This is a genomic window from Oceanobacillus sp. CFH 90083 (assembly GCF_009389585.1).
In the GTDB taxonomy this organism is placed as follows: Bacteria; Bacillota; Bacilli; order Bacillales; family Amphibacillaceae; genus Oceanobacillus.
In genome coordinates this window covers 168,036-182,974 of record NZ_VIYG01000004.1, presented here as the reverse complement: position 1 = coordinate 182,974, position 14,939 = coordinate 168,036, and the positions used below count along the sequence as shown (strand labels likewise).

Genomic DNA, 14,939 nt, shown 5'->3' with positions numbered 1-14,939 from the left:
TGATTACTCCCCTTCATCAAATGATCAGTAAATCTTATCAGACTCTAAATAATCAAGAATTTCCTTTGTAACGGGAATGCCCGTTTCTTGATACTTCTTCATTACATCAAGCTGAATTTCACCCGGGTAGTACACTTTGTCAAATCCTTCAGCAGGCGGATTGTTATGCAATTCTTCAACCATTTGGGATATTTGTTCAAGGAATTGATCCCTGTCTCCAAAATATGCCGGATTAATGACAATTTGAAATTGCCCTAAACGCCGGTACTCTGTTAAATCCTTGTACATGGAAGTGACATGTTTGCCGAATGGCAAGCCAAGTAAGCTTCCTGCCAGGATATCCACCATCATCATTAATCCATATCCTTTAGGTCCTGCCATCGGCAATAATGCATTTACCTTAAATGGATCGGTTGTCGGCGAGCCTGTTTTATCTACTGCCCATGTATCCGGGATAGATTGGTTTTTACTTCTTGCATCTAAAATTTTCCCCCAGGCTTGTACCGTTGTCGCCATGTCAAAGATAATTGGTTCGCCATCTTTTTTGGGAGTTCCAAAAGCGATCGGATTTGTGCCAAAGTATGGTTCCGAACCGCCAAACGGCACGACCATAGGGTCAGATTGACATACGGTTAAAGATACCATGCCTTCCAAAGCTGCTTGCCGTGCATAATAACCAATTGCACCGCTGTGCCCCATTTCTTTTACACCAACAACTCCGATGCCGGATGTTTTTGCCAGCTCGATGGCTTTTTCTGTTGCCTGATAGCTTACGTAATGCCCTAACGCATTGTCTCCGTGATAAATCCCAGATGCCGGACCTGTTTGTTCAAATCTTAAATCAGGAGTCAGATTATACCCGCCTTTTGACGTGCGCTCTGAATAGTATTGCATTCTTACTGCACCATGAGAATGGATACCCCGTTCATCTGCAAAAATGAGTAAGTCCGCTGATTTATCCGCTTGCTCTTCAGGCAAACCGGCTTTCACTAATTTGTCTTTCATTAGCTTGCGGAGACGGTTACGTTCTACATACACTAATGGTTCACTCATAAAACTTGCCCCTCTTTATAAATTAATATCCCTGTTTGCATCCTTGGAGTAAATATAGGCAAATGGCTCATCCAGACCAACTGCATAGGTTGCCTGCGGTGCATAAGCGCCCATAAAAATATAATCACCCTTATCAACCGGCATCCATTCATTATCCAAGTTGTACATTCCCCGGCCGCTTAATATATAAGCACCATGTTCCTGCACATGTGTTTCAATGTAACCATGTGAAGCTCCCGGTTCAAATGAAAGAATATGGATATTCATGTCATATGCGATATCTTTAGGCAATAAATCTTGAATTAATACCTCTTTCATACCTTCATAAGCTTCCTGTTTAATCTCATTCACATTCCCGGAAACAATTTCCGGTGTATGACCTTCAAGCGGCTGATAGCGTTTTTTGTATAAGAACAAACGGCTGTCCTCGCCATTATTATTATTCTCAAAAGTCAATTGTAAATGCGGAGGTACGTATAAATACCCGCCTTTTGTCAATTCATATTTTCTGCCGTCAGCATAAGCGTTGATTTTACCATATTCAACATAGACAAATGATTGAACGCCATCGCCAGCAAAACCAGTTTTGTTTCCACCCTGGTTTTTAACTGTTACCAGGTAATCAACAAACCTTGCACCTAAACGGGGGGAGCCTAAGATGGTTACGTCACAGTCTTCAAAACCAGGCACCACATTATTCACAAGACCATCTGGTGTAATTACTGCATAGTTATCTTTTTTGATTACTGAACGTGTTTCTAACAATCCTTCTCTATATCCTTGATTGTGATTCAAATAACTCAAAAGTATCTAGCCCCTTTTCCAATTTATTATTCTTTATAAGCTAACTCATACAGTACATCTTTCAGTACTTCAATTCCTTTTACAAGGTCTTCTATTTTTGTTTCCTCATTTGTGTTATGGCTGATTCCGCCAATAGAAGGTACAAACAGCATCGCTGTAGGAACGAAATCCGCAAAAATTTGTGAATCATGTCCAGCTCCGGAAGGCATAACTTTATAGGCATCCCCTACATTGTCTTTCGCAGCCTGCTCGATGATGCCGATGATTTTTTCATCCATTAATGAAGGTGCTTCATCCATCCACAAATTGATGTCATAAGTCATATCATTTGCTTCTGCCACTGACTTGATTTTGTCTTCTATTTCTTTTGAAAAGTCATTTAAAGCCTGCTGATCAATATGACGGCAATCGACGGAAAAAGTGATTTCTCCCGGAACAACATTTACAGTGTTTGGAACAGGAGTCACATGTCCAAATGTTAGTACAAGCGGCTCACCGATTTCTCTGGCACGCTTTGTCAAGTCTGTGACGATTTCACTGTATGCAACAACAGTATCTCTGCGTAATGACATCGGTGTTGTACCTGCATGGTTTGCTTCGCCTTTTAAATTGATGGTATAACGCTTTTGACCGACAATCCCATTTACTACACCAATTGTTTTATTTTCTGTCTCTAATACTTTCCCTTGTTCGATGTGCACTTCTACAAATGCTTTAATATCATCGCGGACTGTATCTGATTTACGATAATCAAAGCCGGATTCACGCATCGCATCTTCAAATTTAATTCCTTCTGCATCTGTAATCGTTTCAACATCTTCTTTTTTAGCCAGATTAAAGAAGTTTTTACTACCCCAGAATGTATATGGAAAGCGACTTCCTTCTTCTTCTGCAAGGGACAGTACTTCTAATGTCCGTAGCGGCTGACCATACTTTTCTTTTAAGTATTTTACTGCAATCAACGCAGATAAAATACCAAATTGTCCGTCCAGATGGCCACCTTCGACAACTGTATCAATGTGTGAACCTGTTAAAATTGTCTCATCAGCATATTTACTTCCAACAAGGCGCCCGGATAAGTTTCCGATCTCATCAAAGCTTACTTCTAATCCTTCTTCTTTAAAGGTTGCTTCCAGCTCACGAACTGCCTCATTCCACTCAGATGAATATAACAGGCGTGTAATACCGCCCTGTTCCAAACCGCCAAAACTTGTAAATTTCTTATCTAACGCTTCAAAGGTTGCTTGAATATCCATTCCTTGCTCACTCCCCATTTCTTATTTATTTCTATTATAAAATCGTAACCCAAACCAATCATTGACATAACCAACAATTCTGGGTGTTAGTTTTATGCACTATCAACAAATGCATTTTTAATACTCACTCCTGCACTTATAAAAGATACTAATAAACAGATACACCATAAAAAAACCGGTAACCTCCAGCCTGAAAAGAGAAGGATTAGCCGTACTTATATGTTCATTTCTGTAATTTCTATGTTTTCCGAAATTTCGTATTAAAAGACTTACTAAACCAGGCCTTGCTGCTGACAAACAACCTTATAATAAAGGTTCATCCGGATATAGACACCATTCCATAGGATGCATCAAATTCCTACATAATACTTTCCCCCCTTTTAACTTTTTCAATCCTATTTTTATTATACAATAAATGATAAGATAAAAGTTACAATGCATACGGGCAATAGTAATCCAAGCTGTATTTTAATGTATAGTGTTAATATTGAAAACTGCCGGCATGGTGATTGTCTCCGGTGTCATCGGCGGCGTAAGAAGAATTTGTTCATGTAATCCAGGAATTTGAAGAGTCATCGTTGTAAAATCAAACACTCCACCAGCAAATAATTGCAGTCGCTGATTCTCAGATATATGAACAATGCTACCATGGACAATATCAAATTTTCACTTTTACAGAAATCTTGTATTACCAGACGGCCATGATAATAATATAACCGATCGGTCATAATACATACCCGCTTCAAGAAGAATGGACAAAAAGCAACAATTACGCTCGCTATTTCGTTTCCAATTGTATTGTTGATACCATATTATCATCATTTCTTTCTATCAGTAATTTTATTCGACTGTCATGCGTTGAGATGGACAATTTAGGAACCTTCCATAATAAGCACTTTTATTCACTGTCGACTCTTCCTTATCCCTTTTGGAGCATTACAATGAATTGTGAAAAATTTCACAATTATACTTAAATAAAAAACGATACAACTCTTAAGAAGAGTAGAAGTCTAAATAAAAACTTCCATGTAAAAAATCTAATGCAGACTTATTTCATTGTCCAAGTGACTTCAGCGTGATATTCTTGTAATAGTGCTTTCAGAAAACGAAGAATCACCTAAGTATTAATGATTCTCCTTTCATATTTTATATAACAGGTTTATACGTATAATAACCTTCAAAGACAGTGTACTATCATTCGTGCAGGGTTATCCTCGTAGCATCTAACATATTTAACTTTCATTTTATCTTTTTCTGACAAAGGTAAGGAGGCAGTCATCATGACAACATTAAAAGATATATTATCTGTACTTCAATTTTCAGATTTAACATTGCTGAATGCACAAGGTGACCTTGAACGTACAGTCGAAATGGTTGATATTACGGAAACGCCCGATATCAAAAATTTTACAACACCGCATTCATTTATCGTAACAACAGGGATGAATTACAAGGATAATCAATCCGGGCTTATCAGTCTTATCCGTGAGTTGAATGATATAGAAGTTGCCGGTTTAGGGATTAAATTATCCCGATTTTTAAAAAAATTGGATGATGAGGTAATAGCGTTTGCAAACAAATTAAAATTTCCAATTATTGAAATCCCGGAAAGCTGGAATCTCGGATCTATTACGCACCATATTTCATCATTTATCCTGGATGAAGAGACAGAAAAATTACATTTTGCGTTAGATATCCAAAAGGAATTAAACGAGATGCTTATTCAAGGTTTAAACTTAAACATGATGATTGAACGTTTAAGCAGACTTATCAAAGTTCCCGTTATGCTGCTGGACCCTTTTCATGAAGTGCAGTCTTTAAGTCAGCACTTTCACCAGCATTCCGATCAAGTTCAAAAAAACCTTAACTATTTCCGGAGATATTTAAATTCTGAACAAAGCAAGGAAAGTCAGCAACCCGTCTTTCAGGATAACTATGTCATATTTAAAGTCCCTGCCTTTAAATATTTCCCATATCATCTGATTATTTCAAATGTCAATATGCTCAACTATCCGATCAGCTTATTAACAATAGAACAAGCTGTAAACATACTCAGCCTCGCTATTTATAAAAACAGCAAAATCGAGGAAGCAGAGCAGCAGGATACAGATCATTTTTTCTCATCGCTTATGTCTGAACAACCAAATAATCTTATTTCTCTGACTCAGCACACGGATCTGTTAAAAAAATATCACATTCGGACCTCTGATTTCTATCAGGTGATTATCTGCGGGATTGACAAGGAAAAAAATGTAGAAAATAACATCTACTTAAACGAGCTTTATCAAATGACTTTCAAATGGCTGGCGCATATGTTTCATAATATTGATCCTACCATTAGTATATACATGTCTCCAGGGCAGCGTCGATTTACGATTCTTTTACAAACAGGGCATCATTATTACCTTGAATACTGTAAGTATATCCAAAAAGAATATCAGAATTTCTTTGACAGCACGCTTTCTTTCGGTATTGGTAATGAAGTCTCTGAGCTTTCTCAGCTGCCTTTGTCTTATTTCGAAGCGAATGAGGCTTATGATAATAAATACGAACGCGGTGAAAAGGAGTTTATAGAGCTGTATAAATCGAAAAGTGTGGAAGAATTGTTACAGCTCATCCCGACAAATAAATTAAAGCCATTTATCATATATACACTTGGTCCATTAGCTTATCCAAAAACAACAAAGGAAAAAGAATTAAAATATACATTAAACGTCTATATGGAAAACCAATGTGACCTTACCAAGACGTCGGAAGATATTTTTATTCACCGTAATACCGTCAAATACCGTATCAAAAAATGCGAAGAGATATTAGGACGGCCGGTTGAATCGCCCGACACCTCTCTGGGTATCCGGTTAGCTTTATTCGCTTCAGAGAAAATAACATTATAACAAAAAGGAGAACTGTCATTTGTTCTCCTTTTTGTTTTCCATATATTTTATTTAGCCAGCTAATGTTTTTTTCTGTCTTAACATCACCACAAGGAAAAATAGCAATGCTGCTAATGCCAGAAGAACTGTCGCAATATAGAACGCTAATACCTGTGATCCTGTTACATCACCAATATAACCAGTCAGTGCCGGTGCTATAACAGATGAACTCATACCAAAGAAGTTAAAAAGAGTCAACGCTCTGGCAACTTTATCTCCTGATACGGAATCAGACACATAAGTAATTAACACTGGGTCAATTGCAAGCTTACCTAATAGACCGTATAGAATCAGTGCGATATAAAGCACGATAGGGTTTGGTGCAAATACAGTCAAACTAATTGTCGCAGCTGCCGCAATCAATAGGAACAAAATTAAAGGCAGACGCTGATGTGCATTTTTATCGATATATTTCGTAAACATCAAAGCACCTGGTACAGCAGCAATTGCAACTAATGCAGATACATATCCTACAGCACCCTGTGCAAATCCTTTTTCTGACACAAGAAATGACGGTAACCACGTAACAATCATGTAGTAACCGTAACACGTTGCAAAGTAGACAAAATAGACAACTAATTGCTTGGCAGAAAATAAGCTTACGTTTGTCGGAGCATCCACGTTTTGCACGGCTTCCTGCTTGTCTTTCGCATCTCCACCGTTATCATCAGCTGCTGCTCTATCTTTTTTAATAAACAGAATAAATACAAATGTTATAGCTAATATGATAACTGCTGTCATATAAAGCATATAATTCCATTGGATTTGCAGACCGCCTACCAAAACAGAAGATCCGACTAGTCCAATGACCATCCCTAATGCCGAACCACTATTGATAATCGCATTCGCAAAGCTTTTCTTATCTTTTGGTGTATGTTTAGCCGATAGAGAAAAGGCTGCCCCGTAATAAGAACCAGTAGAAATACCCGCTAATAGTGCCCCGATATATACTTGCATAATTGTTGTACTTGTACCAATGACGATTGCTGCTATTGCAAACGCGAAAAATGCAGGAATTAAAACCTTTTTTTGCCCGAATTTATCAACAAGGGCTCCAGAAGGAATTTGCATCCCTGTATAAGCAAAGAAATAAAATGAAGCAACAAGTCCCATTTGCGTGTTGCTGACGTCTCCTAATGATGCTTGTATCTGAGGATATATCGGTGTAAGGATTGTTCGGTATATCCAGATAGCTACCCATCCTAAACACAATGCCACAATTATCTTTTTGTAATAATTAGGATCATGTTTGATTGTTTTATCCATGGTAAGACACGCTCCCTTTTTATTGTTTATATATTTGTTTACTTAATTAAATTGTAATTTATAAGTAAGTAAATAACATTGTGCAATTGTAACAAAAACAAATGTAACATTACACATTTCAGACAAAAGATACCCTTTTCAAAAAATGATGAGATAATTTCATTGAATGGAGGGTCTATTTATTATTCCACTATTACTCCCTTTTAAAAAAGAAAATAGGAAATACCATTCATTCCCATTATCAATCTTTAAGCACATTACCAATCCTATTTTAAATAATGAGAGCCAGAGGTATTCTTAGCTACATCATAACAGAAAATACTTCTCACTGGGTTGCATGAGAAGTATAAAAAAACGGATTTCATTTGGAGGAACAATGATGCATACTATATCCAATTCATTTGCGCAGTAGACATAAACCAGAATTTTCTTTCACAGCAGTTTCAATCTGTTCCCATCGAAAGTAACTCTGTAAGTTTGCTCATCCTTTCTTTCGGCATTGGCCCAGCGATTCCATAGAATATTCACCTTTAACCTGCCTTCATTCATTATCCGTCAGAACTCGCAGATGATTTTCCTGCTTTTTTTTGCACCATTGTCACAAATAATAAATAACCTATTGGTAACAGTCCCGCCAGCCAAACAACAGCATTCCACCCTGCTGCATCCCAGATAGGCCCCACTGCCGTACTCCCAAATGCTACACCAATATAGTAGGATACTAAATACAGACTGGATGCACTCCCCTTATGATGCGTTGCCTGCTCAGTCACAAAGGTTGCCGTTAAAGAATGCGCTGTAAAGAACCCGAGGCAGGTAACACATAAACCGACGATAATCCAGGGTAATGAAACAATCATTGTCAGGATAATACCACCAGATAAAATAATGATACCTGCAATACGAATAGCATTCAGCCCCAAAGAGCTTGCCAGCCAGCCGGCAGCTGGAGCCCCGATGACACCAAAGCCATAAGCTAGAAACGTATAAGAAATTGCTTGTGCTGACAGGTAGAACGGTTCCCCTTCCAAATAAAACGGTAAATACGTCCAAACAGAGGTAAAGGAAAGCTGGAAAACGATCCCCATACCAAAAATCAAAAGCATTGTCGGACTTTTAATATGAAAAATCATTCCATCTATATCTTTTCGAAAAGGAAGATGACTAGGCTCAAAAAATCGGGATTTTGGCAAAAATAGCATCACTACGGTCACAATAACTGCTCCTATACCAGCAAAAATGTAAAAGATCGTCTGCCATGCAAAACCCTCTGCTAAATAGCCTGCCAATACTCTGCCAACCATCCCTCCAAAAGCATTACTGGCTATGTACAAGGCGGTAGCAATTCCAATACTGGAACGGTCGACTTCCTCATTTATATAAGCGAGCGATGCTGCTGGCAAACCAGCCAATGCAAAGCCTTGGATAAACCGCATGAAAACAAAGAAAGAAAAGGAATCTGTCATAGGAATTAACAGAAACGGGATGACCGAAGCAAGTAACGAATATTTGATAAAAGGAACTCTGCCAATTCGATCAGAAAAAAATCCAAGAACAATTAAACCAATAATTAAACCTGCAATATTTATAGACAATGTTAAAGTAGCTTCCGATACAGATACACCAAAATCCCTGACAAACACCGGTAATAATGGCTGTACGACATAAAGACTTGCAAATACAAAAAAAGAAGCGGCTGCTAAACATAATGTAATTTTCCAAAAATAAAAATCTGTTTTATGATACTTCTGCATTGCCATATCATGACACCCCTTATCCACTTCATTATACTATTAAAACAGGAGTTTATGATATGCCTAATTTGTTTAGCTTCTATCGTGGAATGGCATAGTGGTGAATTATAGCAGAGAAGCTTCTTGAAGAAACAATAAACCACTCTCCAAAAGCCAGATTCCTCATCTGCCTTTTGGAGAGTGGTATAAAAAGCGCTGTACTTTACTTTCAAACAAACATCCCCAGCCATATAGCTGTCGCAAAAGCAAGAAAAAGCAGCTTTTTCTCATCATTTGTTACTTTTTCCACATCATCGGTGTCCATTTGGATAACAAGATAGATCGCATATCCTAAGAAAATACCGGCCCCGATTGCCCCGACAGGGCGTGTGAAGGCTGTCCAAAGCAGCAACACGCCGATAAGAACAAAATAAAGCAGTGCCGGGACTTTAGCACCCTTTGCTCCAAAAGCATCCTCTGCCCAGACAACGGAGGTTCGTTTTAATGGAGATGCTTTTCGATCCGCATGCCGATCAGGAATATGATGCACCATGACCCAAGCCATACACCATATCGCATTAATAAGCCCATTTTGCCAGGCCCAGACGGGAATCTGTTCAAGTAAAATCCATGGTGCTGCAATTCCCAGTATCAGCATTGTCGGGAATAAACTTAGCCACTCCCCTACAAAAGGGTAGTATGCTAACTGTAATGGCTTCAATGAATACGAAGCAGCTCCCCAGATACCTACAAGTGTTAAAACAGCAAACTCCATATACCCAAAGGAAGCAAACAAAATGGCAATCAGCAATAAAACAATGCTGGCACTGATGCCTAATTGGGTTAATATTCGTACTGACATCGTTCCTGTCTGCAATACCCTGCTCCCCCCGGAAAGAATACCCGGGCTATACTGATCTGTGCCGGACTGAAAATCTGCAAGATCATTGAAAACATGTGTCAGCATCCCATGTATCAGCACAGCACCTAATAATAATACAAAAGCAACTCCCATAACAGCAGGTACTGATAAGGGATAATAAAATAAAAGCGGCTGTACCGTTGATAAAATAGCTGCCACACTGGAAAATCCCACTGCTACAAGCCTTAGCAGCATGCCGATCCCTTTCAGGCTAAATGACGGCTGTGTAGGAATCATATGCATCATCCTCTGTCAGATAATTTTAACTTTCTTCTGTTATTAGCATGGTTGCTTTTCCTGTCATTTATACTCCCATCTTCGCAATATGCTTTTTTAGCCTCGACCCGCTTGCATCTCTCAATATCCTCATAAGATATTTAGCTTACTTGCCAAAAGCCAAATAATAATCCTTCATTTCTCTATCAAATTTTTCTATTGCATACCTTAATGTAATTCTGGGCATTGTTGCTGCATGTTTATCTAAAAAAGCCTTTAATTGATCTTCATTCAATTTGCCAGCTGTACGAATCCAGCTTCCGACTGCTTTTTGAATAAGCTCTTCTTTATCATCCACTAACAATTCAGCAATTTGAAAAGTATCTTCTGTATTCCCAGCTTTTATAAATGCATGGGTACTTACAATAGAGGTTCTACGTTCCCATACATTAGGTGATTTAGCCATTTTGTATAAAATATCCTTGGGCTTGTCCAATAGATATGCCCCAACTACGGATGGAGCTGCCCGGTCTACAAAATCCCAATTGTTAATCCGGTCATGCCTTCTAATATAAAGCCCGAACAATTCTTTTCTTTGCTCTTCTGTAATTTTCTTCTGCTTGGCTTGAAAATCCATAATACTAACCGCACCCATTCTCACTTCATAATATGGACTTTCAAGCAGCTCCTCGACTGCACTTAAAGGCATGTTTGTGAACCGTTTGGCAGTTTGAAATACATGACGCATATGCACTCCTAAACACAATGTATCTTTATCAGAGTCTTTAAAAAAACGTTTCATTTTTTCTATATCATTTTCATTCTCATACTGTTTTAATTCAGCCATAAACTTCTCTGCTTTAGCATCTGTCACTTCACCATTCACTCCCTATCTATATTATCCACTATTTTTTACTACATTCTACCAAAAGAAAGGAGAGAAAATTTCTTTCAGATTGCTTTATTTCCTGAGTTTATCCAACCAAATATTTAGAAGCATTAACATCAGAGTCGTTTTATTGCTGAATGCATCATTCCATCGGCTTGCTGTCCAAAACAACATTCAAGCAAATATCATGCTCCAGCAGCGCCTTTATTGCACAGAGTACCATTGTATATCCTCCCACTGAATCCATAGCTCTTGTGACCATCTCATCTCCTTCTCCAGTAAATCCAGAATTGATCACTGTAACAACTGTTCCAATATCCTCTTTAGCAGTAAACATCCATCTATCTTCCGTGCCATCCGGCCATTCAATTAGAATCGATTCATTTTCTTGTAATTCTTTGACATAAAGCGTGTCGGAAACATCAAACATTTCCCATTCCCACTTAATATGTTTTCCCTGCTCCAATCTGCCGCTGCTTTTCGTAAACCAGAATTTTGTGGTGATTTCTGGATTAACAAGCGCTTCAAATACCTCTTTCACAGGTTTTCTAATCAGCATTTCCGCTTTTACTACAGGTACTTTTTCTAACGTAATCATCAGCTTTTCTCCTTTATCATAAAAAATAGGTGGGCATCATTAAAAAAACGCTATCAAAAATAGTTTTCAACTCATTTCCTATAAGTGCGTGTTCAAAAGTTCGGTAAAAAGGAGCAATCCGGCTAAGATCTTGGGCGTCCTTGAGCCTAAGATTACTCACCCCACCGTGAAGAGTTGTTGCAACGCTGATACTACACGTCCTGGGGCTGCAATGACTTCTACGTTGCTCACACGATGCAGGCGTTGTTAGCAGAATTCCTTTTCCCGCCGTGTCATTTTTGTTGGATTTTTTGAACATCCTTCTTAAGAGCATACTGAATTTCCTTATCGATTATACTAAATTATCAATACATAGAGAGTATTTTGTTGCTGTGTACAGATTATCAAAAATTCGTATAAAAATAAAACACCCCGGGTAATAGATTTTTTCTAATACTTGAGGTGTCCGTTACAAATCAATAACCTATATTTTCCATTATTGCTAGCTGACACTAGCATATGCCCAGCACTTTTCCCTTTCACTATATCAAAAAAAGACTTATCTTTCTAACCATTTCATTTTTCTCTGAGTGAGTTTTTGTTTATTCCATTTTGTTCTGAAAAGCATCCAATTTCTTTTCGATTGCTTCAAGCCTTTCATCCAGTTTCCGATCCTTATCATTTTGCTCTTCCGTACCCTGCAAAAATTCATCAATCGCCAGGCTTGCAGCATAAGTGCTGATAGCATCTCCTAAAGTCGTTATTAAACCGCCAATGAAAGCTAATTTTAAACTGTAAGAAATTGGTACTTCTTGTTCCGGCTGGATAGAATCGTTTTTATTTTTTTCATCCATTTACCTCAACCTCTCGATTCAATTCATGTTCTGTTATGTATAATATTCAAATGAGACGTTTGCCGTTAATAAGACATCTAACTATATAAATGGAACTTATGAATATCACAAAATACATATTCTTAGCTAAACCTTGCTCGTATTATCTCTTCACAACACTTAATTTAATCCCTTCATCTGAATTTTAAGATTCGCACGCCTTTCAGCAAAGCTGAACGTTTAAGCTGATTATTCGTTGAGCTTATGGAGCGTCTCTTATTTTAACGACTAAAAAAAAACGCCACAGCGTTTTTTTTAGCTGTGACGTTTTTTTAGCTGTGACGTTTTTTTAGCCATGACTTTTCAATTATATTTCCATAACCCCGCCAGTGTTCGCTGAGGTTACAAGCTTGGAATAACGGCCAAGCCACCCTCTTTTCACTTTCGGCTCGAAGCCTTTCCAATTAGCTTTGCGCTTTTCAAATTCCTCATCAGAAACCAGCAGATTCATTTCCCGGTTTTCAAGGTCTAATTCAATCAAGTCTCCATCTTCTACAAAGGCAATTGGACCGCCTTCCGCAGCTTCTGGAGAAATATGACCAATGGAAATTCCTCTGGATGCACCAGAGAAGCGTCCATCCGTGATTAAACCAACTTTTGCACCCAGTCCCCGTCCAACAATTTGTGAAGTCGGCGCAAGCATTTCCGGCATGCCTGGTCCGCCTTTAGGGCCTTCATAACGAATAACAACAACATGCCCTTCTTTTACTTTGCCGGATTCAATCCCTTCTAATGCTTCTTCCTGCGAATCAAAGCAGATAGCCGGTCCTTTAAAATATCCGCCAACCTCCGGATCAATGGCACCTACTTTAACAATAGAGCCATTTGGCGCGATATTCCCAAACAATACAGCAAGTCCGCCCCGTTCGGAATGCGGGTTATCAAGTGTATGAATAACATCCTTGTCCAGAATTTCTGCATCCTGCACATTTTCGCGAATTGTTTTTGCAGATACACTTAGATTGTCTCCATGAAATGCGCCCGGCTTTTTAAGTAATTCATTAATAATTGCACTAATGCCGCCTGCTCTGTCAACATCTTCAATATGGTAATTCGATGCCGGAGCAACCTTCGCCAAATGCGGTACACGGTTTGCGATCTCATTGATGCGCTCAAGCGGATAGTCTACCCCTGCTTCGTGCGCCAATGCTAATGTATGCAATACCGTATTTGTTGATCCGCCCATCGCCATGTCTAATGCAAAAGCATTATCAATTGCTTCTTTGGTTACAATATCACGCGGTTTAATATCTTTTTCTACTAATTCCATTAATTGTTTTGCAGAGCGTTTCACAAATTCTTTACGTTCTTCGGCAACAGCCAGGATGGTTCCATTACCAGGAAGTGCCAGTCCAATTCCTTCTGCCAGACAGTTCATCGAATTAGCAGTAAACATACCGGAACACGATCCGCATGTCGGACATGCATTTTGCTCCAATTCCAGTAATCTGGCTTCATCAATTTGTCCAGATTGATAAGCCCCAACACCTTCAAAAACAGAAGTTAATGAGAGGGGATTCCCTGCACTGTCCGTTCCTGCCTTCATCGGACCGCCACTGACAAAGATAGATGGAATATTTACACGCAAGGAAGCCATCAGCATCCCTGGTGTAATTTTGTCACAGTTTGGAATACACACCATGCCGTCGAACCAGTGTGCATTCGCTACTGTTTCCACAGAATCTGCAATAAGCTCCCGGCTTGGTAAAGAATACCTCATTCCAATGTGCCCCATCGCAATACCATCATCCACACCAATTGTATTCATTTCAAATGGTATACCACCAGCTTCACGAATTGCTTCTTTGACAATTTTACCAAATTCTTGTAAGTGAATATGTCCAGGAACAATATCTATATAAGAGTTGACCACCAGAATAAATGGTTTTCCCAAGTCCTTCGTTTTTACACCTGCAGCATGCAGCAGGCTTCGATGCGGTGCACGATCAACACCTTTTTTAATCATATCACTGCGTAGTTCTGCCAATTTCAATACCTTCTTTCTAAGATTTTTACTACGTGCAGCAGCCGGAGAATGGCTCTCTTTTGCTGCTTATTCTGGAATGTCTCAAACACATCACTCATCTGAAATATTTTTTTAAGGTTTGTTCATCTGCCCGATCCATGGAGAGATGAACAACCTCCCTGGATGAAAGATTAACTTTTCAAACTATTTCAGGGGACTGCTTCTATGGATGACTGTATCAAAATAAACATTCTAATTTTTCTTATTTTACTACTTCTAGTTAGAAATTTATATACTAAATTACAAATTCAATGAAAAATCTTAATAGATTATGACGAAAAACGCAATAAAATCATGAAAAATTTTACCTTCACACAGAAAAAACGCAGAAATTGTACCCAATTCAACAATTCCTGCATTTTAAGTAAATA

At 38.6% G+C, this 14,939-nt stretch carries 11 protein-coding genes; 1 reads left to right on the top strand and 10 read right to left on the bottom strand.

What is annotated here, in order from left to right; genetic code table 11:
* Window positions 1-24: 24 nt before the first annotated feature.
* Genes allD through allC form a run of 3 tightly spaced genes read right to left on the bottom strand, consistent with a single transcriptional unit; the run spans window position 25 to window position 3,113 of the window.
* Window positions 25-1,053: an ureidoglycolate dehydrogenase gene (allD, locus tag FLK20_RS07715; protein ID WP_152655987.1), complete on the bottom strand. Its 1,029-nt coding sequence runs from the start codon at window positions 1,051-1,053 to the stop codon at window positions 25-27.
* 15 nt (window positions 1,054-1,068) lie between these two features.
* Entirely contained in the window at window positions 1,069-1,857 is a 789-nt protein-coding gene (gene allE, locus FLK20_RS07710; protein WP_152655986.1) for a (S)-ureidoglycine aminohydrolase, read from the bottom strand.
* Between the two features lie 26 nt (window positions 1,858-1,883).
* A complete protein-coding gene (allC, locus tag FLK20_RS07705; RefSeq protein WP_152655985.1) occupies window positions 1,884-3,113 on the bottom strand; it encodes an allantoate deiminase in 1,230 nt (409 codons plus the stop codon).
* Window positions 3,114-4,393: 1,280 nt separating this feature from the next.
* Between allC and FLK20_RS07700 the strand changes: the two genes are divergently transcribed.
* Window positions 4,394-6,007, top strand: coding sequence for a PucR family transcriptional regulator (locus tag FLK20_RS07700; protein WP_152655984.1), 1,614 nt, complete (start codon window positions 4,394-4,396; stop codon window positions 6,005-6,007).
* A gap of 51 nt (window positions 6,008-6,058) precedes the next feature.
* Here the strand turns inward: FLK20_RS07700 and FLK20_RS07695 are convergent, their stop codons facing one another.
* The 7 genes from FLK20_RS07695 to ilvD all read right to left on the bottom strand — a co-directional run bounded on the left by FLK20_RS07695 (window position 6,059) and on the right by ilvD (window position 14,529).
* On the bottom strand, window positions 6,059-7,312 hold the full coding sequence (locus tag FLK20_RS07695) for an MFS transporter (protein ID WP_152655983.1): 1,254 nt from the start codon (window positions 7,310-7,312) through the stop codon (window positions 6,059-6,061).
* Window positions 7,313-7,860: 548 nt separating this feature from the next.
* Complete coding sequence (locus FLK20_RS07690) at window positions 7,861-9,072, bottom strand: MFS transporter (RefSeq protein WP_227994913.1); 1,212 nt, start codon at window positions 9,070-9,072, stop codon at window positions 7,861-7,863.
* 202 nt (window positions 9,073-9,274) lie between these two features.
* Window positions 9,275-10,204 (bottom strand): prenyltransferase, encoded by a 930-nt coding sequence (locus tag FLK20_RS07685; RefSeq protein WP_152655982.1) that lies wholly within the window; start codon window positions 10,202-10,204, stop codon window positions 9,275-9,277.
* 145 nt (window positions 10,205-10,349) lie between these two features.
* Window positions 10,350-11,057 (bottom strand): DNA alkylation repair protein, encoded by a 708-nt coding sequence (locus tag FLK20_RS07680; RefSeq protein WP_152655981.1) that lies wholly within the window; start codon window positions 11,055-11,057, stop codon window positions 10,350-10,352.
* 157 nt (window positions 11,058-11,214) lie between these two features.
* Window positions 11,215-11,670, bottom strand: coding sequence for an SRPBCC family protein (locus tag FLK20_RS07675; protein WP_152655980.1), 456 nt, complete (start codon window positions 11,668-11,670; stop codon window positions 11,215-11,217).
* Window positions 11,671-12,251: 581 nt separating this feature from the next.
* On the bottom strand, window positions 12,252-12,503 hold the full coding sequence (locus FLK20_RS07670; RefSeq protein WP_152655979.1) for a hypothetical protein: 252 nt from the start codon (window positions 12,501-12,503) through the stop codon (window positions 12,252-12,254).
* 346 nt (window positions 12,504-12,849) lie between these two features.
* A complete protein-coding gene (gene ilvD / locus FLK20_RS07665) occupies window positions 12,850-14,529 on the bottom strand; it encodes a dihydroxy-acid dehydratase (RefSeq protein ID WP_370453172.1) in 1,680 nt (559 codons plus the stop codon).
* Between the last annotated feature and the right edge of the window lie 410 nt (window positions 14,530-14,939).

Bases quoted from the DNA above. Each gene is read 5' to 3' on its own strand.
- FLK20_RS07690 (WP_227994913.1), bottom strand. From the start codon at position 9,072: ATGGCAATGCAGAAGTATCATAAAACAGATTTTTATTTTTGGAAAATT.
- FLK20_RS07675 (WP_152655980.1), bottom strand. From the start codon at position 11,670: ATGATTACGTTAGAAAAAGTACCTGTAGTAAAAGCGGAAATGCTGATT.
- FLK20_RS07700 (WP_152655984.1), top strand. From the start codon at position 4,394: ATGACAACATTAAAAGATATATTATCTGTACTTCAATTTTCAGATTTA.
- allC (WP_152655985.1), bottom strand. From the start codon at position 3,113: ATGGATATTCAAGCAACCTTTGAAGCGTTAGATAAGAAATTTACAAGT.
- FLK20_RS07670 (WP_152655979.1), bottom strand. From the start codon at position 12,503: ATGGATGAAAAAAATAAAAACGATTCTATCCAGCCGGAACAAGAAGTA.
- FLK20_RS07695 (WP_152655983.1), bottom strand. From the start codon at position 7,312: ATGGATAAAACAATCAAACATGATCCTAATTATTACAAAAAGATAATT.
- FLK20_RS07685 (WP_152655982.1), bottom strand. From the start codon at position 10,204: ATGATTCCTACACAGCCGTCATTTAGCCTGAAAGGGATCGGCATGCTG.
- allD (WP_152655987.1), bottom strand. From the start codon at position 1,053: ATGAGTGAACCATTAGTGTATGTAGAACGTAACCGTCTCCGCAAGCTA.